General features: G+C 59.5%; 23 protein-coding genes and 1 riboswitch. Of the genes, 7 read left to right on the top strand and 16 right to left on the bottom strand.

All coding sequences use genetic code 11. The annotated features are described in order from the left end of the window. Positions 1-40: 40 nt before the first annotated feature. Positions 41-143: riboswitch (TPP riboswitch) on the bottom strand. Positions 144-190: 47 nt separating this feature from the next. From CU102_RS17520 to gyrB, 8 genes are all read right to left on the bottom strand, one after another. Continuing rightward, positions 191-1,153 carry a TadE/TadG family type IV pilus assembly protein gene (locus CU102_RS17520; RefSeq protein ID WP_166648484.1) on the bottom strand — a complete coding sequence of 321 codons (963 nt, stop codon included), beginning with the start codon at positions 1,151-1,153 and terminating at the stop codon, positions 191-193. A gap of 148 nt (positions 1,154-1,301) precedes the next feature. Beyond that, positions 1,302-2,060 (bottom strand): ABC transporter ATP-binding protein, encoded by a 759-nt coding sequence (locus CU102_RS17515; protein WP_106712395.1) that lies wholly within the window; start codon positions 2,058-2,060, stop codon positions 1,302-1,304. Continuing rightward, entirely contained in the window at positions 2,057-2,890 is an 834-nt protein-coding gene (locus tag CU102_RS17510) for an ABC transporter ATP-binding protein (protein WP_106712394.1), read from the bottom strand. The genes CU102_RS17515 and CU102_RS17510 overlap by 4 nt, the downstream gene beginning before the upstream one ends. Beyond that, the gene (nikC, locus tag CU102_RS17505) at positions 2,887-3,819 is read right to left on the bottom strand and encodes a nickel transporter permease (RefSeq protein ID WP_106712393.1); all 933 of its coding nucleotides are present in this window, start codon (positions 3,817-3,819) and stop codon (positions 2,887-2,889) included. The genes CU102_RS17510 and nikC overlap by 4 nt, the downstream gene beginning before the upstream one ends. Continuing rightward, on the bottom strand, positions 3,816-4,883 hold the full coding sequence (locus CU102_RS17500; RefSeq protein WP_106712392.1) for an ABC transporter permease: 1,068 nt from the start codon (positions 4,881-4,883) through the stop codon (positions 3,816-3,818). Before CU102_RS17500 ends, nikC begins: the two co-directional genes overlap by 4 nt. Positions 4,884-4,910: 27 nt before the next feature. After that, entirely contained in the window at positions 4,911-6,515 is a 1,605-nt protein-coding gene (locus CU102_RS17495) for an ABC transporter substrate-binding protein (protein ID WP_425351566.1), read from the bottom strand. A 33-nt stretch (positions 6,516-6,548) separates the two neighbouring features. Further along, positions 6,549-7,604 (bottom strand): dipeptidase, encoded by a 1,056-nt coding sequence (locus tag CU102_RS17490; protein ID WP_106712390.1) that lies wholly within the window; start codon positions 7,602-7,604, stop codon positions 6,549-6,551. A gap of 237 nt (positions 7,605-7,841) precedes the next feature. Continuing rightward, complete coding sequence (gyrB, locus tag CU102_RS17485; RefSeq protein ID WP_106712389.1) at positions 7,842-10,283, bottom strand: DNA topoisomerase (ATP-hydrolyzing) subunit B; 2,442 nt, start codon at positions 10,281-10,283, stop codon at positions 7,842-7,844. Between the two features lie 201 nt (positions 10,284-10,484). Here gyrB and CU102_RS17480 point away from each other — a divergent pair, with 201 nt between their 5' ends. From CU102_RS17480 to CU102_RS17470, 3 genes are all read left to right on the top strand, one after another. Then, positions 10,485-11,867, top strand: coding sequence for a cytochrome P450 (locus tag CU102_RS17480; protein ID WP_106712388.1), 1,383 nt, complete (start codon positions 10,485-10,487; stop codon positions 11,865-11,867). Between the two features lie 224 nt (positions 11,868-12,091). After that, positions 12,092-12,475, top strand: coding sequence for an MbcA/ParS/Xre antitoxin family protein (locus CU102_RS17475; protein ID WP_106712387.1), 384 nt, complete (start codon positions 12,092-12,094; stop codon positions 12,473-12,475). Further along, on the top strand, positions 12,435-13,193 hold the full coding sequence (locus CU102_RS17470; protein WP_106712386.1) for an RES family NAD+ phosphorylase: 759 nt from the start codon (positions 12,435-12,437) through the stop codon (positions 13,191-13,193). The genes CU102_RS17475 and CU102_RS17470 overlap by 41 nt, the downstream gene beginning before the upstream one ends. Positions 13,194-13,196: 3 nt before the next feature. Here CU102_RS17470 and fghA read toward each other — a convergent pair whose 3' ends face one another. From fghA to CU102_RS17445, 5 genes are all read right to left on the bottom strand, one after another. Then, complete coding sequence (gene fghA, locus CU102_RS17465) at positions 13,197-14,030, bottom strand: S-formylglutathione hydrolase (RefSeq protein WP_106712385.1); 834 nt, start codon at positions 14,028-14,030, stop codon at positions 13,197-13,199. A 157-nt stretch (positions 14,031-14,187) separates the two neighbouring features. Further along, the gene (locus CU102_RS17460) at positions 14,188-14,838 is read right to left on the bottom strand and encodes a DUF1345 domain-containing protein (protein WP_106712384.1); all 651 of its coding nucleotides are present in this window, start codon (positions 14,836-14,838) and stop codon (positions 14,188-14,190) included. 6 nt (positions 14,839-14,844) lie between these two features. Continuing rightward, on the bottom strand, positions 14,845-15,318 hold the full coding sequence (locus CU102_RS17455; RefSeq protein ID WP_106712383.1) for a GNAT family N-acetyltransferase: 474 nt from the start codon (positions 15,316-15,318) through the stop codon (positions 14,845-14,847). Beyond that, positions 15,318-16,430: an S-(hydroxymethyl)glutathione dehydrogenase/class III alcohol dehydrogenase gene (locus CU102_RS17450; protein ID WP_106712453.1), complete on the bottom strand. Its 1,113-nt coding sequence runs from the start codon at positions 16,428-16,430 to the stop codon at positions 15,318-15,320. Before CU102_RS17450 ends, CU102_RS17455 begins: the two co-directional genes overlap by 1 nt. A 156-nt stretch (positions 16,431-16,586) precedes the next feature. Next, positions 16,587-17,111 carry a hypothetical protein gene (locus CU102_RS17445; protein ID WP_106712382.1) on the bottom strand — a complete coding sequence of 175 codons (525 nt, stop codon included), beginning with the start codon at positions 17,109-17,111 and terminating at the stop codon, positions 16,587-16,589. A gap of 218 nt (positions 17,112-17,329) precedes the next feature. Between CU102_RS17445 and hrpB the strand changes: the two genes are divergently transcribed. The 3 genes from hrpB (at position 17,330) to CU102_RS17430 (ending at position 21,792) form a co-directional block, all read left to right on the top strand. Then, positions 17,330-19,774: an ATP-dependent helicase HrpB gene (gene hrpB / locus CU102_RS17440; RefSeq protein WP_106712381.1), complete on the top strand. Its 2,445-nt coding sequence runs from the start codon at positions 17,330-17,332 to the stop codon at positions 19,772-19,774. 83 nt (positions 19,775-19,857) lie between these two features. Continuing rightward, the gene (locus CU102_RS17435; protein WP_106712380.1) at positions 19,858-21,156 is read left to right on the top strand and encodes an ActS/PrrB/RegB family redox-sensitive histidine kinase; all 1,299 of its coding nucleotides are present in this window, start codon (positions 19,858-19,860) and stop codon (positions 21,154-21,156) included. Positions 21,157-21,228: 72 nt separating this feature from the next. Further along, a complete protein-coding gene (locus CU102_RS17430) occupies positions 21,229-21,792 on the top strand; it encodes an ActR/PrrA/RegA family redox response regulator transcription factor (RefSeq protein ID WP_106712452.1) in 564 nt (187 codons plus the stop codon). Position 21,793: 1 nt separating this feature from the next. Here CU102_RS17430 and CU102_RS17425 read toward each other — a convergent pair whose 3' ends face one another. Further along, positions 21,794-22,288 carry an MmcB family DNA repair protein gene (locus tag CU102_RS17425; protein ID WP_106712379.1) on the bottom strand — a complete coding sequence of 165 codons (495 nt, stop codon included), beginning with the start codon at positions 22,286-22,288 and terminating at the stop codon, positions 21,794-21,796. A gap of 177 nt (positions 22,289-22,465) precedes the next feature. Between CU102_RS17425 and CU102_RS17420 the strand changes: the two genes are divergently transcribed. Beyond that, the gene (locus CU102_RS17420) at positions 22,466-23,083 is read left to right on the top strand and encodes a L,D-transpeptidase (protein WP_106712378.1); all 618 of its coding nucleotides are present in this window, start codon (positions 22,466-22,468) and stop codon (positions 23,081-23,083) included. 46 nt (positions 23,084-23,129) lie between these two features. Here the strand turns inward: CU102_RS17420 and CU102_RS17415 are convergent, their stop codons facing one another. Together CU102_RS17415 and CU102_RS17410 are read right to left on the bottom strand one after the other, a co-directional pair. Further along, positions 23,130-23,543, bottom strand: coding sequence for a type II toxin-antitoxin system VapC family toxin (locus CU102_RS17415; RefSeq protein ID WP_106712377.1), 414 nt, complete (start codon positions 23,541-23,543; stop codon positions 23,130-23,132). Beyond that, the gene (locus CU102_RS17410) at positions 23,543-23,800 is read right to left on the bottom strand and encodes a type II toxin-antitoxin system Phd/YefM family antitoxin (protein ID WP_106712376.1); all 258 of its coding nucleotides are present in this window, start codon (positions 23,798-23,800) and stop codon (positions 23,543-23,545) included. The genes CU102_RS17415 and CU102_RS17410 overlap by 1 nt, the downstream gene beginning before the upstream one ends. Positions 23,801-23,911: the final 111 nt, after the last annotated feature.

Genomic DNA, 23,911 nt, shown 5'->3' with positions numbered 1-23,911 from the left:
GGAGATCCGGATATGTGCGAAGACGAGGCAGAGTGCGTGAAGAATGCTCAATTCCCGTTCCTACGCCGGCATAACCCGGATCAGGTTCAAGGGTCCAGCTCGACGCTATCTCAGCACTGTACAGTGCCCCCCTCGGAATGAAGTCATGATGGAGCGGCGCAGGGTCAAAGTCAATTGCGCCGCCAAGCGATCAATGTGTCAGGCGGACATTCTCGCCATCCACCGATTTGCAGGCAGATTTGATCTGATAGAAAAAATCTTGCTGCGCAAAACCGCCACCATCTTCCCAAGCGTGATCATGCCACTCTTCATCGCAGTTCAGCAGATCTTCCAACGGCGGCGCCGACCCCAGTTTCAGCTGGACACCATCGACGAACAGGTGATTTACCGTGGCCGGGTCGTCGGTGCGCAGGGTTGAATCGTATTTCTTGTATTTACTGTCCTTTGAATCTTTGCATGTGAATACCGTGTTCGAACTTGGCGTTGAATTGTATCTTCCGTAATTGCACCCGTCTTTTTTCACTTCCATCTTGATGTAAAGCTTCGAGTACTCGCCGAGCACGATATTGCTGGTTGCAGGATCTTTTGTAGTCAGGCCGGTTCCACGGCCATTACCGCCTGTTTTGCTCTGGGCTTCGTAGGTGACGGTTCCAACGACCTGTTCGGTCGTTTGCCCCGGTCTGACGACGATGATCGAGATCTTCTTTGCCCAGTATCCGTACATGTCTCCGATATTGATTTCCGCGCTGGACGGCTTCAGCGGCGCCAGCGCCTGAGCATTGACTCCAACCGCCATCGTGTCCTGATCGAGGATATGCATGAACATCGTCTTGGTTTGGCTGCCGAGGCTAACGGTCACTCGCTGGTTCGCGGCGCTGAAGTCGACCGTGACGGCATCATATTTGGCTCCGAGATTTGCCTTGAGATACGCGCGGGCGCGGTTCTCTGCCGCCTGCTGGTTGGCGCCGGTAAAGACAGAAGCACCGGCCAGAGCGGCCGCGTCCGCCGCATCCTGCAACCTCCCCCGCTCATTGGTGGCAACGCCGTAATCGACGGCGAGTCCTGTCACGCCCAGGATCGGCACGAGCATCAATCCAAATGTGACGGCGGTTGCGCCGCTGCGGTCTTTCAGGAAATCTCGGAAAAGCTTCATGTCCCACTCCAGTCGTTGAGTGAGACCATTGAATCCATGGCGTAAATGCGGGCTTAGCAAATTCATTCAGATTTTCACGATCAGACTTCGGAGGTACGATTTCCGTCAACTCGCTTCCGGAATGGTAAAAATCAGGTGAAGACTGCCCCTACAGCGAGGCGCCGGGCCGCACAAACCCCTGGCTGGCGACAAGCAGGTTGCGCGTATAATCCTGGCTGACCTTGCGCTTCGTCAGCTCGGCAGCCGTCAGACGCTCCACCTCTGCTCCGTTTTGCATCACCATCAACCGGTCGCACATATGCGTGATGACCGCCAGATCGTGACTGACCATGAGGAACGTCAATTTGCGGTCACGGCGGATCTGTTCGAGCAGATTGAGCACCTCCGCCTGGACTGAGGCGTCGAGAGCCGAGGTAGGCTCGTCGAGGAGCAGGATTGATGGCTCGAGGATCAGCGCCCGGGCGATCGCCACACGCTGGCGCTGGCCGCCGGAGAGCTGATGCGAGTAGCGGAACCGGAAACTTGACCCGAGCCCCACTTCATCGAGCGCGCGCAGGATACGCTTCTCGATATCGCCGAAGCCGTGTACGGCGAGCGGCTCCAAGAGCAGCCGGTCCACCGTCTGGCGCGGATGCAGGGAACCGTAAGGGTCCTGGAACACCATCTGCACCTCCCGGTAGAATGCCTTGGTCCGTCTCGAACCGAGCGTCTTGCCATTGACGGTGATCGTGCCGCCGCTCACCGGCGCGAGCCCGGCGACCGCGCGCAAGAGCGTTGATTTGCCGGACCCTGACTCGCCGACAAGACCGAAGGATTCGCCAGGCGCCACCTCGATGCTCACGCCGCGCAGGGCACGAAACCGGTTGAAGACAACTTCAAGGTTCTCAGTCGTCAGAATATGCGTCATGCGGCCCACTCCGGCTTGCGGTCAAGGACCGGCAGCGGATGCCGGTCGGCGCCGATCTGCGGCATGCAATTGAGCAATCCTTGCGTGTAGGGATGTTTCGCCATGTGGAGATCCCTGGCGGCGATCTCTTCGACAATGCGGCCTGCATACATGACGATGACCCGATCGCAGAAGGACGATACCAGCCGCAGATCGTGCGAGATGAAGATCAGCCCCATACCCCGGTCCCGCACCAGATTGTCGAGAATGCGAAGGACATCGAGCTGTACCGTGACATCGAGCGCCGAGGTCGGCTCGTCCGCGATCAGCAGCTCGGGTCCGGTGATCAGCATCATGGCGATCATGGCACGCTGGCCCATGCCGCCAGACACTTCATGCGGATGCAGGTCATAGACCCGCTCTGGATCGCGGATCTGCACGGCGGTGAGCATCTCGAGCGCCCGTCTGCGCGCCTCGGCCTTGCTGACTTTTTCGTGTGTCCGCAGGGTTTCGACGATCTGCCTGCCGATGCTCATCACCGGGTTGAGCGAGTATTTCGGGTCCTGCAGGATCATGGCAATGCGATTGCCGCGCAAAGCCCGCCTTTCCTTGACTGAAGCGCCGAGCAGGTCGATGCCATCGAAGTTCAGCGTCTTGGCGGTGATCCTGGCATGCGGCGGCGTCAGCCCCATGATCGCACGGCCGGTCTGCGACTTGCCGGAGCCGGACTCGCCGACGATGCCCAACCGCTCGCGGCCAAGCGTGAACGACACGCCGCGCACCGCTTCGACGATGCCGGTTCGGGTCGGGAACTGAACCCGCAGGTCCTCTACATCAAGCATCGAGCTCATTGATTGCTGCCCCGCGGATCGAGCGCATCGCGCAGGCCGTCGCCAAGGAGATTGAAGCCGAGGCTGACGATCAGGATGGCAAAGCCGGGAGCGGCCGCTACCCACCACTGGTCCATGATGAACCGGCGGCCCGAGGCGATCATTGCACCCCATTCGGGCAGCGGCGGTTGCGCGCCGAGGCCAAGGAAGCCCAGGCCTGCCGCCGTCAGGATGATGCCGGCCATATCGAGCGTCACCCGCACGATCAGCGAGGACAGGCAGAGAGGCATGATGTGGCGCAGCACGATGCGTGTCGGCGAAGCACCCATCAACCGCACCGCGGCGATATAATCCGAGTTGCGCACCGTCAGCGTTTCGGCGCGGGCAATGCGCGCATAGGGCGGCCACGACGTGATCGCTATGGCAATGACCGCATTTTCAATGCCTGGTCCGAGCGCAGCAACGAAGGCGAGCGCCAGGATAAGCTTGGGGAAGGCAAGGAAGATGTCAGTAATCCGCATGAGGACGGAATCGACCCAGCCGCCGGCATAACCGGAGATCGTCCCGACAAGCAGTCCGAGAGGAGCGGCGATGATGGCGACCAGGATGACGACATAGAGTGTCAGGCGCGAGCCATAGATCAGCCGCGAGAGGATATCACGCCCCTGGTCATCCGTTCCAAGCAGGTACTCGCCACCCGGCGGCAATAGGCGCGCATTGCGCAGATCGCCGGACACGGGCGAATGCGGCGCAAGGACGCCGGCAAAGATTGCGACAAGCAGAAGCGCGATGATGATGCCGAGACCGACGACGGCGAGGCGGTTGCTGGCAAAACGGCTCCACACCAGATAGGCGCGGCCAAGCCGGGCCTGCATGCGTGATTGCGGCCGGTCGCTCATCAGCCATTCGCGGCGCGAAAGGGGACGTGTAGTGGGAATCGCCTCAGTCATCGCGCGCGTGTCCGTGGGTCGAGTGCCCGATACAGAATGTCGGACAGGAGATTGATGGCGACGAATACCGTACCAATGATGATGGTTCCGCCAAGCACGGCGTTCATGTCGGCATTCTGCAACGAATTGGTGATGTAGAGGCCAAGCCCCGGCCAGGAGAATACCGTTTCGGTGAGGACCGAGCCTTCGAGCAACCCCGCATAGGATAGCGCGATCACCGTCACCAGCGGCACCGCCGCGTTGCGCAGTGCATGCCCCCAGATGATGCGTGTTTCGGAAAGGCCCTTGGCACGGGCAGCGACGATGTATTCCTGCTCAAGTTCATTGAGCATGAACGAGCGTGTCATGCGGCTGATATATGCAAGCGAGAAATAGCCAAGCAGCGATGCCGGCAGGATGATGAAGCTGAAGATGTTACGAAATGCTTCCCAGTTGCCCTGCAGTACCGCATCGAGCAGATAGAAACCGGTGATCGGCGTAAAGGTATATTCATAGACGACGTCGATACGCCCCGGACCCGAGGTCCAGCCGAGCTTTGCATAGAAGACGAGCAGTGCCAGCAGCCCCAGCCAGAAGATCGGCACTGAATAACCGATAAGTCCGATAATACGGACGATCTGGTCGATGATGCTGCCGCGTTTGACTGCCGCGAGCACACCCAGCGGCACGCCGATGAGAGCGCCGATCAACGTTCCGAGCGTCGCAAGCTCCATGGTCGCCGGGAAGACCCGCCTTATGTCCGTCATGACGGGATTGGTGGTCAGCACCGAATTGCCGAAATTGCCTTGCAGGGCGTCTTTCACATAGATCACGAACTGTTCGTAGAGCGGCAGATTGAGGCCAAGCTCCTCGCGGACCCGTTCGACCACGTGGGCGGGTGCCCGGTCGCCGACGATGGCAAGCGCCGGATCGATCGGGATCACCCTTCCAATGAAGAACGTGACCGCAAGCAGCCCGAGGAACGTGATGGCGCCGATCAGGATGAACCTGCCCGTTGCCAATAATAAGCTGGAGGCCCAGGCGCCTGAACGCCTGGACTCCAATCGTGATTCGGTACTGCTCATAACTATCAGCCCTGGGTCAGAGCCCGATTACTTCGATACGTTGAAGACGTAGTTCGTATCGAATGACGGTCCGAGCTTGAAACCCTTGAGATTCGAGCGGAGGCCGGCGACTTCCGTCTGCTGAAAGATCAGCACGAACGGGCTGCTTTCGAGAACCTTCTTCTGCAGGTCCTGATACATCTGGGCGCGCTTGGCGCCATCGCGCTCGAGCAGAGCTGCCTTCGTCTCCTTGGTCAGATCCGGCACATCCCAGGCGTTGCGCCAGGCCAGGGTCTTGTTGGTGCCCGCATCCGAATTGTCCGGATTGGAGGTGAAGGTTTCAGCGTTGGAGTTCGGATCCCAATAATCGACACCCCACTGGCCGATATAGGAATCATGGGTGCGAGCACGGTATTTGGTTAGCGTCTGCTTACCATCTCCGGGAATGATCTCCATCTTCACGCCAGCCTGCGCCAAGGTCTGCTGCACGGACTCGGCGATGCCGGTAACAGGCTGGTTGTTGCGTACATCCATCGTGAAGGAGAAGCCGTCCTTGAGCCCAGCCTTCTCGAGCAGCCCCTTGGCCCTCTCGACATCGAGTTTGTAGGGGTTCTCATCGAGTTCGCCGAGGATTCCCTTCGGCAGGAAAGTCTGGTGGATCTCGCCGATGCCCTTGATCAGCTTCTCGCCGATCGCATCGTAGTCGACCAGATACTTCAGCGCTTCGCGCACTTCCGGCTTGGCCAGGTTCGGGTTCTTCTGGTTGAGACTGAAATAGTAGATCGTGCCTTTCGCGGCACTGGTCGTGGTAATATCGCTGTTCTTGACGACCTGCTCCAGATCGTTCGGCTCAAGATTGCGGGCAACATCGATGTCACCCTTTTCAAGCAGCAGACGCTGGGCCGCGCTTTCCTTGACGTGGCGATATATGACACGGTTGAGCGGAGCCTTCGTGCCATAATAATTGTCATTGCGCTCAAGAACGATGATCTCGTTGGCACGCCAGTCGCGGATCTTCATGGGGCCGGAACCGGCATAGCCCGTCTTCATCCATGCATTGCCATAATCGTCAGCGACCACGTGCTCGGAAATCAGCTTCTTGTCGACAACGGAGGCCACGGTCGCCGTCAGGCAGTTCAAGACAAAGCTCGGCGCATAAGGCTGATCGACCGTGAAAACGAAGGTCAGGGGATCAGCGGCTTTGGCTTTCTCGGTCACATTATCGGCCTTCAGACCGAACTGAGTGAGGATGAACGCCGGGCTCTTGTCGAGTTTGATGGCGCGTTCGAATGAATAGGCAACATCCTCGGCTGTAATCGGATTGCCGGAAGCGAATTTCAGATCCGGCTTGAGCTTGAAGGTGTATGTCAGGCCGTCATCGGAAACGGTCCAGCTTTCGGCGACATCAGCCACGATCTTCGAAGGATCGTTGATATCAAGCCGTACAAGCTTGTCATAGGTATTGCCGTTGATTTCGCCCATGGTGAGCTCGAAAGCTTCGGCAGGATCGAGCGTGATGACATCGTCGATGGCAAAGGCCTCGACAAGCGTATCAGCTGGCGTTTCCGCCCATGCCGGCATGCCGGAAAGCAGCATCGCGGAGAGTGCCGCGCCGCCAAGAAGGAGCCGGAATTTCGAATTGATGTGGTTCATCGACATTGTTCTGTTCCCTGTTTTAGAGCGATTTTAGTTTTCTTCGTGCCAGGCTGAGCGCAGCACACGCAGCCAGTTTTCACGGCAGATCTTTGCCAGATCGTCCCCCGCATATCCGGCATCCCGCAATGCAGCGACAAAATTCTGGTTACCGCTTGCATCGCCGATTTCGCCTGGAATTTTAGCACCATCGAAATCAGAGCCAAGCGCAACACAGTCGATGCCCATGCGGTTCACCATATAGTCGACGTGGCGCAGCATATCCGACAGCGGCGTATCGGCGTTTTCCCGTGCATCGGGACGCAGCATCGCGACCGCATAATTGAGCCCGACCAGCCCCTTGCTTTCGCGGATTGCATCGAGCTGCCGGTCGGTCAGGTTGCGGGCGACAGGCGTCAGCGCATGGACGTTGGAATGGCTGGCAACGAGCGGCTGGTCGCTGATGCGGGCCACGTCCCAGAAGCCCTTTTCCGTTATGTGAGCGAGGTCAATGAGAATACCGAGGCGATTGCAGGCCTTGACGAGTTCCTCACCCTCCCGCGTCAATCCGGGGCCGGTATCCGGATCCATCGGATAAGCAAAGGGCACGCCATGCGCGAAGATGTTGTTGCGGCTCCAAACCGGTCCCAGCGAACGCAGCCCCGCCGCATAGAAGACGTCGAGCGCCGCCAGATCCGCGCCAATCGCCTCGCAGCCTTCCATATGAAGGACAGCTGCGAACATGCCATCGCTCATGCATTCGGTAATCTCGGCGGTGGAGCGGCAGAGTTTCCAGCCGCCGGCCTGCTGCAATTTCAACGCGATGGACGCCATCTCAAGCGCAATATCAAGGGATGGCGCGCGCTCCAGCGGGGCTGCGAGCGGCGTCGAATAATGCCCGTTGCTGTCCGGCGCCTTGAACGCGAGATCGCCAGACGGAACATAGATGGCGCACAGCCCGCCAATCAGTCCGCCTTTCAGCGCCCTCACCTTGTCGATATGGCCAGAAGTCGTGCCTTCGATGAATTCCTCGACCGGATCGGCGCCGTCTCTTGAATGTTTCCACAACCGGTAAAGCACATCGTTGTGACCATCAAAGACAGGCTGCATTTCGATTCCCGATCAGGTTGGCTCAAAAGGCAGGCCACTTTTGCGAGGCAATCGGTTGGTCAATTCCCCGGACATCGCGCGCCCTTTTGCAACAAAAGATCATGACGCCGACGAACAGGCAAGAGAGTTGTTGTACAAAAGTATAAAAAGCCTTGGCCAATGACGGGCGCAACTCGGGGATGGCCGAAAGGCGAGCGGTTGCCCCCGATGCAACCGCCCGCATCGCAATTTTAATGCCTAGACATCCAGATTGGCCACGCTCAGCGCATTGTCCTGAATGAACTCGCGGCGGGGCTCCACGTCGTCGCCCATCAGCCTGGAGAACAGGCTGTCGGCATCGGTGGCGTCGTTTACCTTTACCTGCAGCAGCGAACGCGCGTTCGGATCGAGCGTCGTTTCCCACAGCTGGTCGGCATTCATCTCGCCGAGACCCTTGTAGCGCTGCAACGACAGACCCTTGCGTCCGGCAGCGAATACGGCTTCCAGCAGGGCGATCGGCCCAGCAACGGAATCCGACTTCTCCTTGCGGCGCAGCACTGGCGGCTTGGAGTAAATATCGTGCAGGCGGGCAGAATAGCGGTCGAGCTGGCGTGCATCGGCAGAGCCTAAGAGAGCCATGTCGAGCGTGACCGTTTCCTTGACCCCGCGCAGCGAGCGCTCGAAGATATAGCCGTCGACACCGTCATCTGGTGTTGCCAGCCGGCCGGTCCAGCCCTTTTCGGTTTCCTCGGCGATGATATCAAGGCGACCGGCGACTTCCGTCACCAGCGCCTCTGCCCTCGCCGTATCGGAAATGGCTTCCGGGTTGAGCGCACCGGCAATAGTCGCCTGTTCAACGACGGCGCGGTCGTAGCGTGTGTTCAGCCCCTGCAAGAGATGACGCACGGCAAGCGCGTCATTGATGACAGAACGCAGGTCCACGCCCGCCCGGACTTCGCCCGTGCTCAGTTCAAGCGATGCTTCCTCAAGCCCCGATTCGATCAGGAATTCCTCAAAGGCGGTCTCGTTCTTGATGTATTGTGAGGACTTGCCGCGCGACACCTTATAGAGCGGCGGCTGCGCAATATAGATGTGGCCGCGCTCAATCAGCTCCGGCATCTGGCGGAAGAAGAACGTCAAGAGCAGCGTTCGAATATGCGCACCATCGACGTCGGCGTCTGTCATGATGATGATCTTGTGGTAGCGCAGCTTGTCCGGATTGAACTCGTCCTTGCCTATGCTGGTGCCAAGCGCGAGGATCAGCGTACCGATCTGGTCGGAAGAGAGCATGCGGTCGAGCTTGACGCGTTCAACATTGAGAATCTTGCCGCGCAGCGGCAGGATCGCCTGGTTCTGGCGGGAGCGCCCGCCTTTGGCCGAGCCGCCGGCGCTGTCGCCCTCGACGATGAATATCTCGGATTTCGCCGGATCGCGCTCCTGGCAATCGGCAAGCTTGCCCGGCAGCGAGCTGATACTGAGCGAATTCTTGCGGGTGATATCGCGCGCTTTGCGCGCTGCCTCGCGCGCCGATGCCGCCTGGATCACCTTTTCGACAAGAACCTTGCCCTCGGCGGGGTGCTCTTCAAGCCAGGTTGAAAGCGCCTCGTTGACGAGGCTTTCAACGACCGCGCGAACTTCGGAGGAAACGAGCTTGTCCTTGGTTTGCGATGAGAATTTCGGGTCCGGTACCTTGACCGACAGGACCGCTGTCAGCCCTTCACGGCAGTCATCACCGGTGAGCGTGACTTTCGCCTTTTTTGCCTGGCCGGACGTCTCGGCATAACCAGTCATCTGACGGGTCAGCGCGCCGCGGAAACCGGCAAGGTGCGTGCCGCCATCGCGCTGCGGGATGTTATTGGTGAAGCACAGCACATTCTCGTGGTAGCTGTCATTCCACCACATGGCGACTTCCACCGTGGTGTCGTCCTTTTCGCCACGAATATAGATCGGTTCGGACACGAGTTCCTTCTTGGCGCGGTCGAGATAGCGCACATAGGCGGTCAGACCACCTTCATAAAACAACTCCAACTCGACCGGGTCGGCGTGCCTGCGGTCGGCGAGCAGAATGCGAACACCGGAATTGAGGAATGCCAACTCGCGCAGACGGTGCTCGAGCGTCTTGAAGTCGAACTCGACCATGGTGAACGTGTCGGTCGACGGCAGGAACGATACTTCGGTGCCGGTCTCTTCGCCAGCATCACCGGTGATCTTGAGCGGCGCGTCCGCGACACCATGGGTGAAGCTCATCTCGTGGATCTTGCCCTGACGGCGGATCTTCAATCGCAGCCAGACCGAGAGCGCATTGACGACCGACACACCAACGCCATGCAGACCGCCGGAGACCTTGTAGGAGTTCTGGTCGAATTTGCCGCCGGCATGCAGCTGCGTCATGATGACTTCGGCTGCCGAAACACCCTCGGAGTGCATGTCGGTCGGAATGCCACGGCCGTTGTCCGTCACAGTGCACGAACCATCGGGATTGAGTGTCACAGTCACGCGCGTCGCGTGCCCGGCAAGCGCCTCGTCGATGGCGTTGTCGACGACTTCATAGACCATGTGGTGCAGTCCAGACCCGTCGTCCGTATCACCGATATACATGCCAGGGCGTTTGCGGACAGCATCCAGCCCCTTGAGGACCTTGATGGATTCCGCGCCGTATTCCAGCGAGGTTTCGACTGTCATCTCGGGTGTTTCACTCATATAATTTCAATCTTTTCCTGGAAGGAGAACGGCGCGCCCGTTCTTATATCATAGTCCGGGCGAATCATGCCCGGTTGCTGGATTAGATATAGTGATTAATGTCGGTTTTTCCAATTCGTGACACCCACTCTATCCACGGATCATGGCCAATTGGTGGACTTTTCGACGATTTCTACCCACATATCGTGCCGGAGGCCATCAATGGAAACCACCACCCGAACCGCATTCATCCCCCCCGCTCCGATCCCGCGCACCGGTCCGGTTGGTACACTGCGGTTGATCCGCACCATTTACCGCAATCCACTCGAATTGTGGGGCGAGCCTTCCTACAACGAACCATGGGTGTCCATCGACTGGTCGTTCGCCCACACCATCATCGCCAACGATCCCGGGCTTATCCGCCACGTGCTCGTCGACAACGCCAAGAACTACAAGATGGCGGCGGTGCGCCAGCGCATCCTGCGCCCCATCCTGCGCGATGGCCTGCTGACGGCCGAGGGCGAGGTGTGGCGGCGCTCGCGCAAGGCAATGGCACCCGTGTTTACGCCGCGCCATATTCATGGCTTCGCCGAGGCGATGAAACGGACAACAGACAGTTTTGCTGATCGTTATGAAGGTCTCGAAGGCACGACGGATGTGTCGCGCGACATGACGATGCTTACCTATGACATTCTTGCCGAAACGCTGTTTTCCGGCGAAATCGCCGGCGATCCCGACCAGTTTTCCCATGAGGTCGACCGGCTGTTCGAGACGATGGGCCGTGTTGATCCGCTCGATCTTCTCGGTGCACCAAGCTGGCTGCCGCGTTTCACCCAGATCCGCGGGCGCCGCGCGCTCGCCTTCTTCCGCCAGATCGTCGCCAATACGATCGAGATGCGCAAGGTTCGCATGGACAAGGAGGGCGACAAGGTCCCCAATGATTTTCTGACGCTGCTGCTCCGAGCCGAAGGGCCGGATGGTCTGTCACGCGCCGAGATCGAAGACAACATCATCACCTTCATCGGCGCCGGACACGAAACCACAGCGCGAGCTCTCGGCTGGACCCTCTATCTTCTGGCGCAGGCATATTGGGAGCGCGACCTGATCGAAGCGGAGATCGACGCCTTCATGGATCAGGCAGACGTTCCGCCTCCACATGAATGGCTGGACGCCCTGCCCCTGACACGGGCAGCCTTCGAGGAAGCCATGCGGCTCTATCCCCCCGCGCCCTCCATCAACCGCGAACCGATCGAGGACGACCAGTACAAGGACCTCGTGTTGCCGAAGGGTGCTGCCGTCCTCGTCATGCCCTGGACCGTCCACCGCCACCGGCTTTACTGGGACAACCCTGATGCCTTCATGCCTTCGCGCTTTCACCCGGAAAATCGCGACAGGATCGACCGGTTTCAATACTTGCCATTTGGGGCCGGGCCACGCGTCTGCATCGGCGCAAGCTTTGCACTGCAGGAAGCAATCATCGCCCTGGCAACACTGCTCCATCGCTATCGTTTCGATATGGCCGGGTCCATCAAGCCCTGGCCGGTGCAGAAACTGACGACCCAGCCAGATGGCGGCTTGCCGATGACAGTTACAGCGAGGCGGTAGGCGATCGCGGCGTCAGATGTCGGTTATCTCTCCCCTTGCGGGAGAGAAAGGATTTTCCCGGATTTACCTCTTTGCTAAATCCCTGGAAAATCCAAGTGAGGGGTAGTTCAATTGGCAAATCCCCTCTCTTGCGATTTCTATCCCACAAGGGGAGAGATGATCGACAATCGCTTGATTTCACCAGAAATTCCTACTATATTTCTTTCCAGTGAAAGGAGTGACTCATGCGAACCACCGCGCAACCGATTGCAGATCCCCCGGGGAAGACCGCCGTGGTCTCCAAGGCCCTGCTGCGTTCGTCGGAATTGCTGGGTCTGACCGCCAAGGAACTCTCCACCATCGTTGGACTCTCCGAGCCCAGCATATCGCGGCTCAAGCGCAGCGAGAGCGGCAGTCCGCTCACCGGCAAGAGCTACGAACTCGCACTGCTTTTCATCCGCCTCTACCGCTCGCTCGATGCGATTGTCGGCGGTGATGATGCCGTGGCCCGGCACTGGATACGAACTGACAACACCATGCTCGGCGGCAAGCCGCTCAACCGGATCAAAACCATTGACGGTCTCGCCCATGTCCTCGCCTATCTGGACGCCCGACGCGCTCCGATCTGAATCCAGGGATAACCACGGGGCCTGCTGGCGCCTCGTCGAGGCACAGCATCGCGTCTCGACCATGAAGCTCGTTGATACGCTGGACGAGCAGGCCTTGCTTGAAGACGAACTGGAAGCGACCAAGCCGCCGCTGCCGCCTGCCTGCGTTCATCTGGACTACCTGTTGGCAACGCCATTCCGCTATGGCCGCTATCCCGGCAATTCGCGATTCCGCCGCGAAGGCTATTCGCCTGGCGTCTTCTATGCCAGCGAGATGGTGGAAACCGCCGTCGCCGAAACCGCCTTCTACCGGCTGCTCTTCTTCATTGAAAGTCCGGGGACACCGTGGCCGCGCAATGCCCTCGAGTTCACCGCCTTCGAGGCGCGCTTTGCGACGACGCATGCGATCGACCTGACAGTCGCGCCCTTTGCCGATCAGGCAGAGCGATGGATGCACGTCACCGACTATTCGGCCTGCCTTGACCTTGCCGACAAGGCGCATGAGGCCGGGATCGAACTGATCCGCTACCGCTCCGTCCGCGATCCCAATGGCGGCGCCAATCTCGCTCTGCTTTCCTGCGGCGTCTTTGCCATGCCGCGTCCGATACGCATGACGACCTGGCGCCTGCACCTTTCCAATTATGGCGTTAACGCCATCTGCGATTTGCCGGATCTGCGGCTTGGCTTCAGCATCGCTACCTTTGCCGGCGACCCGCGCATGCGGATGGCCGCGCGGTAGCAACTATCCCAGCCGCTGTGCATGCCAGGCGATGTGATCGGCCATGAAGGTGGAAATGAAGAAATAGGAGTGATCGTAGCCGTCACGCATGTTGAGCTGCAGCGGAATGCCAGCTTTCTCGCAGGCTTCCTCGAGCAGCCATGGCCGCAAACCATCGTCGAGAAAGCCATCCGCCTTCCCTTGGTCGACCAGCAGCTCAGGCACACGGTGGCCATCTTCGATCAGCGCGACACTGTCATAGGCGCGCCATGCCGCCTCATCGTCGCCGAGATATTTCTCGAAGGCAGGACGTGACCAGCCCGCTACGCTGGGCCGGGCGATCGGCGCAAACGCGGACACAGATTTGAACCGGCCGGGATTTTTCAGCGCCAGCGTGATCGCGCCGTGGCCGCCCATGGAGTGGCCAAAAATAGCCTGGCGCTGCATATCGACGGGGAAATTGGCCGCAATCAGTTCCGGCAGTTCTTCGCCGATATAGCTCGCCATACGATAATTCGTCGACCAGGGCGCCTCGGTAGCGTCGAGATAGAATCCGGCGCCGCTGCCGAACTGCCAATTGTCCTTCTCGTCCGGCACATGGTCGCCGCGCGGGCTGGTATCCGGGCAGATGATGGCAATGCCGAGTTCCGCCGCTGCACAGCGGTATTCGCCCTTGTCCATGACGTTCTGGTGCGTGCAGGTCAGGCCCGACAGGTACCAGAGCAGCGGCACCGGGCGATCCTTGGCTTGCGGCGGCAGGAACATTGCAAAGGTCATGTCGCACTGGCAGGCGTCACTGCGATGACGATAGACGCCTTGCATTCCTTCGAAACTCTTGGCGATCGATAGTGTTTCCATGGATATTCCCGTTTGGAGTTCGTTTGGAAAGTCGCTGCGGTGAGTCAGGTGGCGTGGTTTTCGAGACCCGGAGCGCAGCGTACATAAAGTACGTGAGCACCGGAAGCGCAGAAAACCGCGTCAGATGACCACTGCAGTAGAGTTTCAAGACGGGCTCTTACTGGCCGAGCGAGACGATGACGTTGACCGCGGCGGCAACGAGCACCGTGTTGAAGACGTATGAAACAATGGCGTGGACGAGGTTGACTTTGCGCATCTCGGTGCTGGTGATGGCGGTGTCCGATGTCTGGGCCGTCATGCCGATGACATAGGAGAAATAGAGAAAATCATACCCGCCGGGCTCATTGTCTCCCGGGAAGTCCAGCCCGCCGACATGTTTGCGGGGCGCCTGCTTTGCACCCTCCGCCGTCTCGTCCGGCTGCCAATAGAGATGGGCATAATGAATGGCCGCCATCATGTGCACTGTCAGCCAGCCGAGCGGAACGGCGGCCAGCGCCAGCGAGAGGTCAAGCGGATGCGGATCTTCGCCGGAATTGATCAGCACAAACAGCGAACTGACCGCAACGACGACGGTGCCGAGGGTCACCGCAAAAATGATCCACACCGGTTCATCGGATTTGGCCGCGTTACGGCGCAGATAGTCAGGTGTCAGTTTCTGGACCTTGACGATGGAGAGAACGAGATAGACCAGGAAAAAGGCGTTGGCGGCGGCAACATAGGCAATGCGCGGCACGAACACGAGCGAGAAAACCAGCTCTAGAACGCCAGCAGCAGCGGCAAGGTAGAAAGGATTGTGCCGCTTCCACATCTCTGTTTACTCCGATGCAAGGGCCGCCGGCCGCTGCATGTCGACATGGGGAATATCGTCTTCTAGATATTCCTCCGATACCGGGACGAAGCCGAACGCCCCATAGAAGCGCTGCAGATGGCTCTGGGCCGACAGCTTGATCGGGCTTTGCGGATAGAGCCGTTCGCATTGTGCGATCGCCTCGACCATGAGCCGGTCGCCAAGTTTCTTGCCCCGATGTTCGGGCGAGACGACGACACGGCCGATCCGCGCCGCCGGATCACTTTTCGCCGGCTTCCTGATTCGTGCGCTTGCCACCAGCTCCTTGCCGGCAAGCAGACGCAGATGCAGCGCATCGGCATCCTTGCCGTCGAGCTCGGGATAGGGGCATTTCTGCTCGACGACGAAGACATCCACCCGCAATTTCAGCATGGCATAGAGGTCGCGCGGCGAGAGTTCGTCCAGTCCGCTCAACACGACCTTGTAGGCGCTGCCATTCATCAGAAGGTCACGACGCTGCGGATCGACTTGCCTTCATGCATGAGATCGAAGGCGGTGTTGATCTCTTCGAGCGGCATCTTGTGGGTGATGAGCGAGTCGATATCGATCTTGCCCTCCATGTACCAGTCGACGATTTTCGGCACGTCCGTGCGGCCGCGTGCGCCGCCAAAAGCCGTGCCGCGCCAGTTGCGGCCGGTGACAAGCTGGAATGGCCGCGTTGAGATTTCCTTGCCCGCTTCCGCAACGCCGATGACAATGCTGGTGCCCCAGCCGCGGTGGCAGCATTCGAGCGCCTGGCGCATCACGTTGGTATTGCCGGTAGCATCGAAGGAAAAGTCAGCGCCGCCGTCGGTCAGTTCCTGGATCGCCTGCACGACCTTGTCGTTGCCAACCTCGTTCGGATTGATGAAATCGGTCATGCCGAATTTCCTGGCCATCTCTACTTTGCCGGGATTGAGATCGACACCGATGATCTTGTCGGCGCCGACCATGCGGGCACCCTGGATCACGTTGAGGCCGATGCCGCCGAGACCGAAGACCACGACATTGGCACCCGGCCAGACCTTGCCGGTATAAATAACCGCGCCGATGCCGGTGGTAACACCGCAGCCGATATAGCAGATCTTGTCGAAAGGGGCGTCCTCACGCACTTTCGCCAGCGCGATCTCCGGCAGAACCGTGAAATTCGAAAAAGTCGAGCAGCCCATGTAATGGAACACCTCACCGCCATCGCAGGAGAAGCGGCTGGTACCGTCGGGCATGACGCCCTGGCCCTGCGTGGCGCGGATCGAGGTGCACAGGTTCGAGCGCTGCGACAGGCACGTCTTGCACTGGCGGCATTCTGGCGTATAGAGCGGGATGACATGGTCGCCCACCTTCAGCGAAGTGACGCCCGCGCCGATCTCACGCACGATGCCCGCGCCCTCATGGCCGAGAATGGCGGGAAACTTGCCTTCGGAATCAAGGCCGGAGAGCGTATAGGCGTCGGTGTGACAAACGCCGGTCGCCATGACTTCCACCAGCACCTCGCCGGGCTTGGGACCGCCGATCTCGATGGTTTCGATGGTCAGCGGTTTCTTGGCTTCCCAGGCAACGGCGGCGCGCGATTTCATGATTGTCTCCCTGATGCGTCTTGATTCGTGCAAGCTTACTGCTTTGTAGGTGCGCACTATCGGGATAGCACCGGGGATCGTCAATCGAATGAACGACATTTCTTATCGGGAATGGCACGTCTCCTATGGCATGCCTTTTGTCAAGGCGCCCCAGTCCTACTCCACCACCTGCACCTTCGCCGCAGCCCTTGCTCTGGCGGCAGGCAAGGGCGAGCGAGAATCGAAGAAGGCCTGCACTTCGACGAAACTGGCGTAGCCGTCATGATTACCGACGGCGGCCGCGAGCTTTGCGCCCGCCGAGCCATCATATTTGGTCTTGTCCTCAACCACATAATCTTCCGGCGCGTAGAGCTTGTAGGCTTCCTCGTCGGGGCCAGCGCTTTTGAACGTCCCGGCGGCCTCGCTGATCAGTCCTGCTTCTTTCAAGACCAGTGCCGCCTCGTTGATCTTGCCCCGCGCTTGCAAGTCGGCTGCCTTCATTCGGGTTATTTGCTGTGCGGTAGGCTCCGGCTCAATAATTTTGCCGCCACCTGTGTCACCGATAGCCTTTGTATCGCCGGTGTCGACGACAGCGACAGGCGGTACGAAGGTGCCTTCATTTGTCTGCTGATCGGAAGAATCGGAACCATTGCAGGCGCTAAGGCCGAGCGCTGCGAAAAGCAGCAAAAAGCGAAAATTCATAAGTGCAAAATCCTGATTACAATTGCATACAACCCTTTCAAAATTTGCTGCGCTGCACAATTCGCCTAAAGTTTAATCAGACGACAAAAATGCCCTTATTCGATTCGTTTCATGAAGTGCACACAGTTATTGATGACCAATGATCTCGAAAAGCTGCTGGACTTGTGAGCAGGAACCCTGTCAAACCGCCACATTATTGCAATGCCGGATACAACGCCTTGATCGACCTGCCTGCCCTTCCCGTAACCGAGATTTTTCCAGCGCTTGATGATGCGCTGGTTGCGGGCAACGCTGCCGTGCTGGTCGCGCCGCCGGGCGCGGGCAAGACCACGCTCGTTCCGCAGCATCTTCTTGGCGCACCATGGCGGGACAACCGCACAATCATCCTGCTCGAGCCGCGCCGCCTCGCCGCGCGCGCCGCCGCCAGCCGCATGGCAAGCCTTTTGGGCGAAGACGTCGGCGCGACCGTCGGTTACCGCATGCGGCTTGAAAACAAGGTATCGGCCAGAACCCGCATCCTCGTCGTCACGGAGGGCGTTTTCGCGCGGATGATCCTCGACGATCCCGACCTGAAAGACATCGCCGCCGTGCTCTTCGATGAGTTCCACGAGCGCAGCCTCGATGCGGATTTCGGCCTTGCACTGGCGCTCGATGTACAAGCAGCCCTTCGACCGGACCTGAAATTGCTGGTGATGTCGGCAACGCTCGATGACGCGCGGGTCGCAAAACTGCTGGGCGATGCCCCGGTACTGGAAAGCAAGGGCCGGTCTTACCCCATCGATATCCGCTACCGGCCGCGCAATCCCGATGAGAGGATCGAGGACGCCATGGCCAAGGCCATCCGCGATACGCTTGCCGACGAGACCGGCAGCATCCTTGCCTTCCTGCCCGGCCAGCGCGAGATCGAACGTACCGCCGAAACGCTGCAAGGACGCGTGCCCGCCGATGTGATGATCGTACCGCTTTACGGTGCACTCGAAGGCCGCGACCAGGATGCGGCGATCAAGCCCGCGCCGACTGGTAAGCGCAAGGTGGTGCTTGCAACCTCAATCGCCGAAACTTCGATTACCATCGATGGCGTGCGCGTTGTCATCGACAGCGGCCTGGCGCGTCTGCCGAAGTTCGAGCCCGCCACCGGATTGACCCGGCTGGAAACAGTCCGCGCATCGCGCGCTGCCGTGGACCAGCGCGCGGGCCGTGCTGGACGCACAGAGCCCGGCAGCGCGCTGCGTCTGTGGCGCGCCGAGCAGACGGCAGCGCTCGAAGCCTTCGCCCCGCCGGAAATCCTGGAAGCGGACCTGACCGGTCTGGTCCTCGATTGCGCGGCCTGGGGCGTTGCCGACCCCACAAACCTCGCCTTTCTCGATGCGCCGCCGGCCCCTGCAATCAAGGAGGCCAAGGCGCTTTTGGAAAATCTCGGAGCGCTGGAAAGCAATCGCGTGACCCCCATGGGCAATGCGATGCGGGCGCTTGCTCTGCCTGCCCGGCTAGCCCATATGGTTTTGACAGCCCGTGCGCGAGGGCAGTCTCAACGCGCTGCCGAACTTGCGGTGCTGCTGACGGAACGGGGCCTTGGCGGCAATGATATTGATCTTGACGTTCGCCTCTCCCGCTTCCAGCGTGAGCGCGGTGATCGTGCAACCCGGGCGCGCGGACTAGCAAAGCGATTAGCGGGAAATGGCAGCGCTGCGGCAGATCCGGACAGTGTCGGCCGCCTGCTCATCGGCGCCTATCCTGACCGGATCGCCAAGGCGCGCGGCAATGGCCAGTTCACCCTTGCCAACGGGCGCGGCGGCGAGGTCGATCCCGCCACATCGTTGGCGAAGTCGCCATGGCTCGTCGTGGCTGATCTCGCCGGGCGTGCAGGGCGCACGCGCATTCTTGCAGCTGCCGAAGTGACGGAAGCGGAAATCCGCGAAGCGCTCGCGACAAGCATCATCAGCGGGCGGCAGGTGACTTACGATCCGACCCGCAACGCTCTGCAGGCGCGTGACGCCACCCGTATCGGCGCGATTGCTCTCTCCGAAAAAACACTGCCCGCGCCGACAGGCGAGGAGGCTGATCTTGGCGTCATCGCCGCCGTCCGCGCGCACGGTCTCGACATTCTGCCATGGTCGAGGGAAGCGACGATCCTGCGCCGCCGCCTTGCGTGGTTGCACAAGGGTCTCGGTTCGCCTTGGCCAGCCATGGATAACGATGCTCTCATCGCGTCGTTGGATGACTGGTTGTTGCCCTTCCTCAAGGGCTCCTCCCAGCTTGGTCAGATTCCGGCCCATGTCGTGATCGAGGGGCTGCGGTCACTCGTGCCCTATGACCTCCAACGCAAGATCGACGCTCTCGCGCCGACACATTTCGAGGTGCCGACCGGCTCAAACATTCCGATCCGCTACGAGAGGGAAGAGCCAGTGCTCGCCGTACGCGTGCAGGAACTGTTTGGGCTTGCCGCACATCCGGCAATTGCGGGCGGAACGATCCCTCTGTTGCTGGAGTTGCTCTCCCCCGCGCATCGCCCGATCCAGATCACGCGCGATTTGCCCGGCTTCTGGAGGGGCTCATGGGCCGATGTGCGCAGTGACATGCGCGGGCGTTACCCCAAGCACGTCTGGCCGGAGGATCCGGCAAATGCATCGCCGACCGCCAGGGCAAAGCCACGGGGAACGTGAGCGCCGCGCTTATCTCTCCCACAGTACGCACCCCCACCAACTCTGCAATTCCCTTTGGCTCTGCTTTGTTCTAAAGCTCCCGCATGGTCCAGGAAATCGCCATTCGCTCATCTTATCTGTCGCGCCGTTTGCGGTTGACGACGCTAATCCGCCTGCGCTGGCTTGCTGTTGCGGGCCAGAGCATCGCCGTACTGTTCGTCGCGCTCTTTCTGAAATTTCCGTTCCCCGTGAGCATATGCTTTGCGCTGATCGCCTGCTCGGCATGGCTCAACCTTCTGATGTCGTTCCGCTATCCGATCAACCACCGGCTCGAGCCGCGTGCAGCGATTACGGTTCTCGCCTTTGACATATTGCAGGTGGCGGGACTGCTCTACATGACCGGCGGCCTGCAGAATCCCTTCGCCGTGTTGATGATCGTTCCCGTCATCATTTCCGCGACCTCTTTGCCAGCCTACGCGACCACCGCACTCGGCCTGCTTGTCACGATCTGCGCCACGCTTCTCGCCAATATTTATCTCCCGCTGCCATGGTATCCTGGCGAGACCATGCAGCTTCCTTTCGTGCTGATTGCCGGCGTCTGGTGCTCGGTGGTCTCGGCGCTGGCATTCACTGCGGTCTATGCCTACCGTGTCGCCGAAGAGGCCCGCCTGCTCGCCGACGCCCTGACTGCGACGGAGCTGATCCTGCAACGCGAGCAGCATCTTTCGGCGCTCGATGGACTTGCTGCCGCCGCAGCACATGAGCTCGGCACGCCGCTTGCTACCATTGCGCTTGTCGCCAAGGAAATGGAGCGCAGCCTCAAGCAGGATGAGCGCTACGCCGAGGACATCGAACTCCTGCGCTCGCAGACCGAACGCTGCCGTGAAATCCTGAAACGCCTGACGAGCCTTTCCTCGACCAGCGAGGAACACATGTCCCGGTTGAAGATTTCCTCGCTGATCGAGGAAGTCATCGAACCAAACCGCAATTTCGGCATCAACATAAAGGTGACCAAACTGCGCGGGGAAGGCATCGAGCCGATCATCCGCCGCAACCCCGGTATCATCTACGGGCTTGGCAACCTTGTCGAGAACGCGGTCGACTTTGCCCGCGAAACGATCGAGGTCAATTGGGGCTGGACCGACAAGGTGGTGGAGATCATCGTCAGCGACGACGGCAAGGGTTTCGCCCCGGATATTCTCGACCGGATCGGCGAGCCCTATACGACTGGCCGTGACCGCGAGACCAATGAACATGGTGGCGGTCTGGGGCTCGGCCTGTTCATCGCCAAGACGCTGCTGGAGCGCTCGGGGGCCACGATCACCTTCCGAAATCGCAATGATCCCGGCCAGGGCGCGGAAGTTGTTGTAACATGGCCGCGCAATCAATTGACGGCAGATTGATAATCTTTGACATTTTGTTCATTGCGAACCATTAACGGTATATAATTATTGGAATATGAGCAGGAATACCTGATGGAAAACACGGATCAGGACGATATTGCAGCAATCGGCGGCGATCGCACACTTCTTCTTGTTGACGACGACAAGCCCTTTTTGCAGCGCCTCGCGCGCGCCATGGAGACACGCGGCTTCACGGTGGCCATCGCCGACTCGGTCGAGGCAGGGCTTGCCAGTGTCAAGACGCAGGCGCCCGCCTATGCGGTTGTCGACATGCGGCTTGGCGACGGCAATGGTCTCGACATCATCGAAGCCATCCGTGCGCGCCGCGAAGATACGCGGGCAATCGTCCTGACCGGCTACGGCAACATTGCGACGGCGGTCAATGCGGTCAAACTTGGCGCCATCGATTACCTGTCGAAGCCTGCCGATGCCGATGAGGTCTTTGCGGCACTGACCCGGCGCACCGGCGAGAAAATCGCCCCGCCTGAAAATCCGATGTCCGCTGACCGCGTTCGCTGGGAACACATCCAGCGCGTCTACGAAATGTGCGACCGCAACGTGTCCGAGACGGCGCGCCGCCTCAACATGCACCGCCGCACCTTGCAACGGATATTGGCCAAGCGGGCGCCGCGTTAAGCTACTCCATATCCGTTTCGGGCAAATGGATCCCCGACAGTTCAGCCAGCGTCATGCGCGCTGCACTGACACGGGCGAAGCGCAGGGTCATCGCCTTGCGGGTGCTGCCTGCCAATTTATGCTCCGGCGCATCGCGAATGATCTCGGCCCCGTAGCCGTCCGACAGAATGAACCCGCAATCCTCCGGGAAAATATCCGCCGGAACGCCCGGATGGGTGGCGAAGAACAACCGGTCGCAGTGCTCGCGATAGATCGGCCACTTGCGGTCCACCCTCCAGTCCTCGATCGATGATTTGATCTCGACGATCCAGATTTCTCCACTGCGGGTCAGCGCCACGAGATCGGCGCGCCGGCCCGAAGCCAGCGGCAGTTCCGGCACCACCGCAAGGCCGAGTTCAACGAAAAGCCGCTGCACGCCGCGGCGCACCAGCATGGCGTTTTCCGATTGCCGGCCGTCGATGAGCGGGTTTGTCTGACCTGGAATCACAAGGGGCATGACAAAAGAATATCGGCAAATCTGCAACCATGCTCGGGAAAAATGCACTATCCGGTTGTTGAAAACATGGTTAACAGGAAACTACGCTTTACGGTTAATCAGACATTAACAATAGTGGCGATAGAGAGACAAACAACAATACCATTCGGGATTCGCGAAATATTCAACGGGGTGACCATGCAATTGAAGACTATTGTCCTTGCGGTTGGACTGATGGGTGCAACTGCTCTGACCGGCTGTTCGACTATCGGACTCAGCTATTCGACCGCTTCCTACAACTCCGTCGTCGACGCCGGCTATGTCATTCCGGCCGTGCCGCGCATGAAGGTTCCGCCGCAGTATCTGCGCCAGCAGGTCCGTTATGATGGCGGCGAAGCCGCGGGTACGATCATCGTCGATACCAATGCGAAGTATCTCTACTACGTTCTCGGCGACGGCATGGCGATGCGCTACGGCATCGGCGTCGGCAAGGAAGGCTTCGAATGGTCGGGCACGGCCCGTGTCGCGATGAAACGCGAATGGCCGACATGGACGCCGCCTCGCGAGATGATCCAGCGCCAGCCCGTGCTCGCCAAATTCCGCGACGGCATGGACCCCGGCATCACCAACCCGCTTGGTGCGCGCGCGCTCTACCTCTTCAACAAGGGCGGTGACACCGGCTACCGCCTGCACGGCACGCCGGAATGGTGGTCGATCGGCAAGGCCATGTCGTCCGGCTGCATCCGCCTGATGAACCAGGACATCATCGATCTCTACAATCGCGCCCAGGTCGGCGCCAAGGTCATCGTCCGCTAATTTGCTGACTCATGGATTGAGGAGAAGGCCGCTTTCGAGCGGCCTTTTATGTATTCCAGGGATCGAAAACCTGTACGCCCGTCGATTCGAAATCCGCCACGTTACGGGTGACGACCGTCATGCCATGGACAAGCGCCGTCGCGGCTATCATCGCATCGTGAACGGATCGAGGGTTCGGGACATGCAAATGCGCGCAGCGTTGCGCCACGAATACGTCAACCGGAAGGATTCTGCCATCAAAATCGGGTAAGATCTGATTTTGTAACCACGAACGAACGATCGCGCCTTGCCGCGCATCTTTCCTCTCCCTCAACAGAACACCAAGTTCAATTTCGAGTATCGTTACAGAGGAAAGATATAGGTGCACGTCGGGAATATCGACTGCCCATCGCAAGACGTTAGCATCGACCTTATCCCGGCGGCGCAATTCCGACACGACATTGGTGTCCAGCAAAAACATCAGTCGAGATGGGCCGGTCGAAAGAAACCATCGATACGGGGTATTTCGAAATCCATTTCCCCACCTTCGCCCGGCTGCGCCAAAGCCTCTGCAAGGCTTTTGCCTTTGCCGGTCAGCTTTCGATACTCTTCAATACTCAAAAGGACGTGCGCCGGCCGACCACGATCGGTAATGAACACCGGTCCATCATTCGCTGCCTTTTTGGCCTCGCTGGCGTGCTGATTGAATTCTCTACTGGAGATTGTGGTGATACCCATGAAGCCTCCTTTAAATTGTAGACATGTTACTACATTCAATCATCGCGCTCAAGCTGTGCGATTGCATTGTACCTTCGAAATTCTGTCGTGTTGACCTGATACATGACCGGC

This window comes from Phyllobacterium brassicacearum (assembly GCF_003010955.1).
GTDB lineage: Bacteria > Pseudomonadota > Alphaproteobacteria > Rhizobiales > Rhizobiaceae > Phyllobacterium > Phyllobacterium brassicacearum.
This window is presented reverse-complemented; position numbering and strand designations above follow the sequence as displayed.

What these genes read in the sequence shown, in the direction of transcription:
- CU102_RS17520 (WP_166648484.1), bottom strand. Translation starts at nt 1,153, where the DNA reads ATGAAGCTTTTCCGAGATTTCCTGAAAGACCGCAGCGGCGCAACCGCC.
- CU102_RS17515 (WP_106712395.1), bottom strand. Translation starts at nt 2,060, where the DNA reads ATGACGCATATTCTGACGACTGAGAACCTTGAAGTTGTCTTCAACCGG.
- CU102_RS17510 (WP_106712394.1), bottom strand. Translation starts at nt 2,890, where the DNA reads ATGAGCTCGATGCTTGATGTAGAGGACCTGCGGGTTCAGTTCCCGACC.
- nikC (WP_106712393.1), bottom strand. Translation starts at nt 3,819, where the DNA reads ATGACTGAGGCGATTCCCACTACACGTCCCCTTTCGCGCCGCGAATGG.
- CU102_RS17500 (WP_106712392.1), bottom strand. Translation starts at nt 4,883, where the DNA reads ATGAGCAGTACCGAATCACGATTGGAGTCCAGGCGTTCAGGCGCCTGG.
- CU102_RS17495 (WP_425351566.1), bottom strand. Translation starts at nt 6,515, where the DNA reads ATGAACCACATCAATTCGAAATTCCGGCTCCTTCTTGGCGGCGCGGCA.
- CU102_RS17490 (WP_106712390.1), bottom strand. Translation starts at nt 7,604, where the DNA reads ATGCAGCCTGTCTTTGATGGTCACAACGATGTGCTTTACCGGTTGTGG.
- gyrB (WP_106712389.1), bottom strand. Translation starts at nt 10,283, where the DNA reads ATGAGTGAAACACCCGAGATGACAGTCGAAACCTCGCTGGAATACGGC.
- CU102_RS17480 (WP_106712388.1), top strand. Translation starts at nt 10,485, where the DNA reads ATGGAAACCACCACCCGAACCGCATTCATCCCCCCCGCTCCGATCCCG.
- CU102_RS17475 (WP_106712387.1), top strand. Translation starts at nt 12,092, where the DNA reads ATGCGAACCACCGCGCAACCGATTGCAGATCCCCCGGGGAAGACCGCC.
- CU102_RS17470 (WP_106712386.1), top strand. Translation starts at nt 12,435, where the DNA reads ATGTCCTCGCCTATCTGGACGCCCGACGCGCTCCGATCTGAATCCAGG.
- fghA (WP_106712385.1), bottom strand. Translation starts at nt 14,030, where the DNA reads ATGGAAACACTATCGATCGCCAAGAGTTTCGAAGGAATGCAAGGCGTC.
- CU102_RS17460 (WP_106712384.1), bottom strand. Translation starts at nt 14,838, where the DNA reads ATGTGGAAGCGGCACAATCCTTTCTACCTTGCCGCTGCTGCTGGCGTT.
- CU102_RS17455 (WP_106712383.1), bottom strand. Translation starts at nt 15,318, where the DNA reads ATGAATGGCAGCGCCTACAAGGTCGTGTTGAGCGGACTGGACGAACTC.
- CU102_RS17450 (WP_106712453.1), bottom strand. Translation starts at nt 16,430, where the DNA reads ATGAAATCGCGCGCCGCCGTTGCCTGGGAAGCCAAGAAACCGCTGACC.
- CU102_RS17445 (WP_106712382.1), bottom strand. Translation starts at nt 17,111, where the DNA reads ATGAATTTTCGCTTTTTGCTGCTTTTCGCAGCGCTCGGCCTTAGCGCC.
- CU102_RS17435 (WP_106712380.1), top strand. Translation starts at nt 19,858, where the DNA reads ATGGTCCAGGAAATCGCCATTCGCTCATCTTATCTGTCGCGCCGTTTG.
- CU102_RS17430 (WP_106712452.1), top strand. Translation starts at nt 21,229, where the DNA reads ATGGAAAACACGGATCAGGACGATATTGCAGCAATCGGCGGCGATCGC.
- CU102_RS17425 (WP_106712379.1), bottom strand. Translation starts at nt 22,288, where the DNA reads ATGCCCCTTGTGATTCCAGGTCAGACAAACCCGCTCATCGACGGCCGG.
- CU102_RS17420 (WP_106712378.1), top strand. Translation starts at nt 22,466, where the DNA reads ATGCAATTGAAGACTATTGTCCTTGCGGTTGGACTGATGGGTGCAACT.
- CU102_RS17415 (WP_106712377.1), bottom strand. Translation starts at nt 23,543, where the DNA reads ATGTTTTTGCTGGACACCAATGTCGTGTCGGAATTGCGCCGCCGGGAT.
- CU102_RS17410 (WP_106712376.1), bottom strand. Translation starts at nt 23,800, where the DNA reads ATGGGTATCACCACAATCTCCAGTAGAGAATTCAATCAGCACGCCAGC.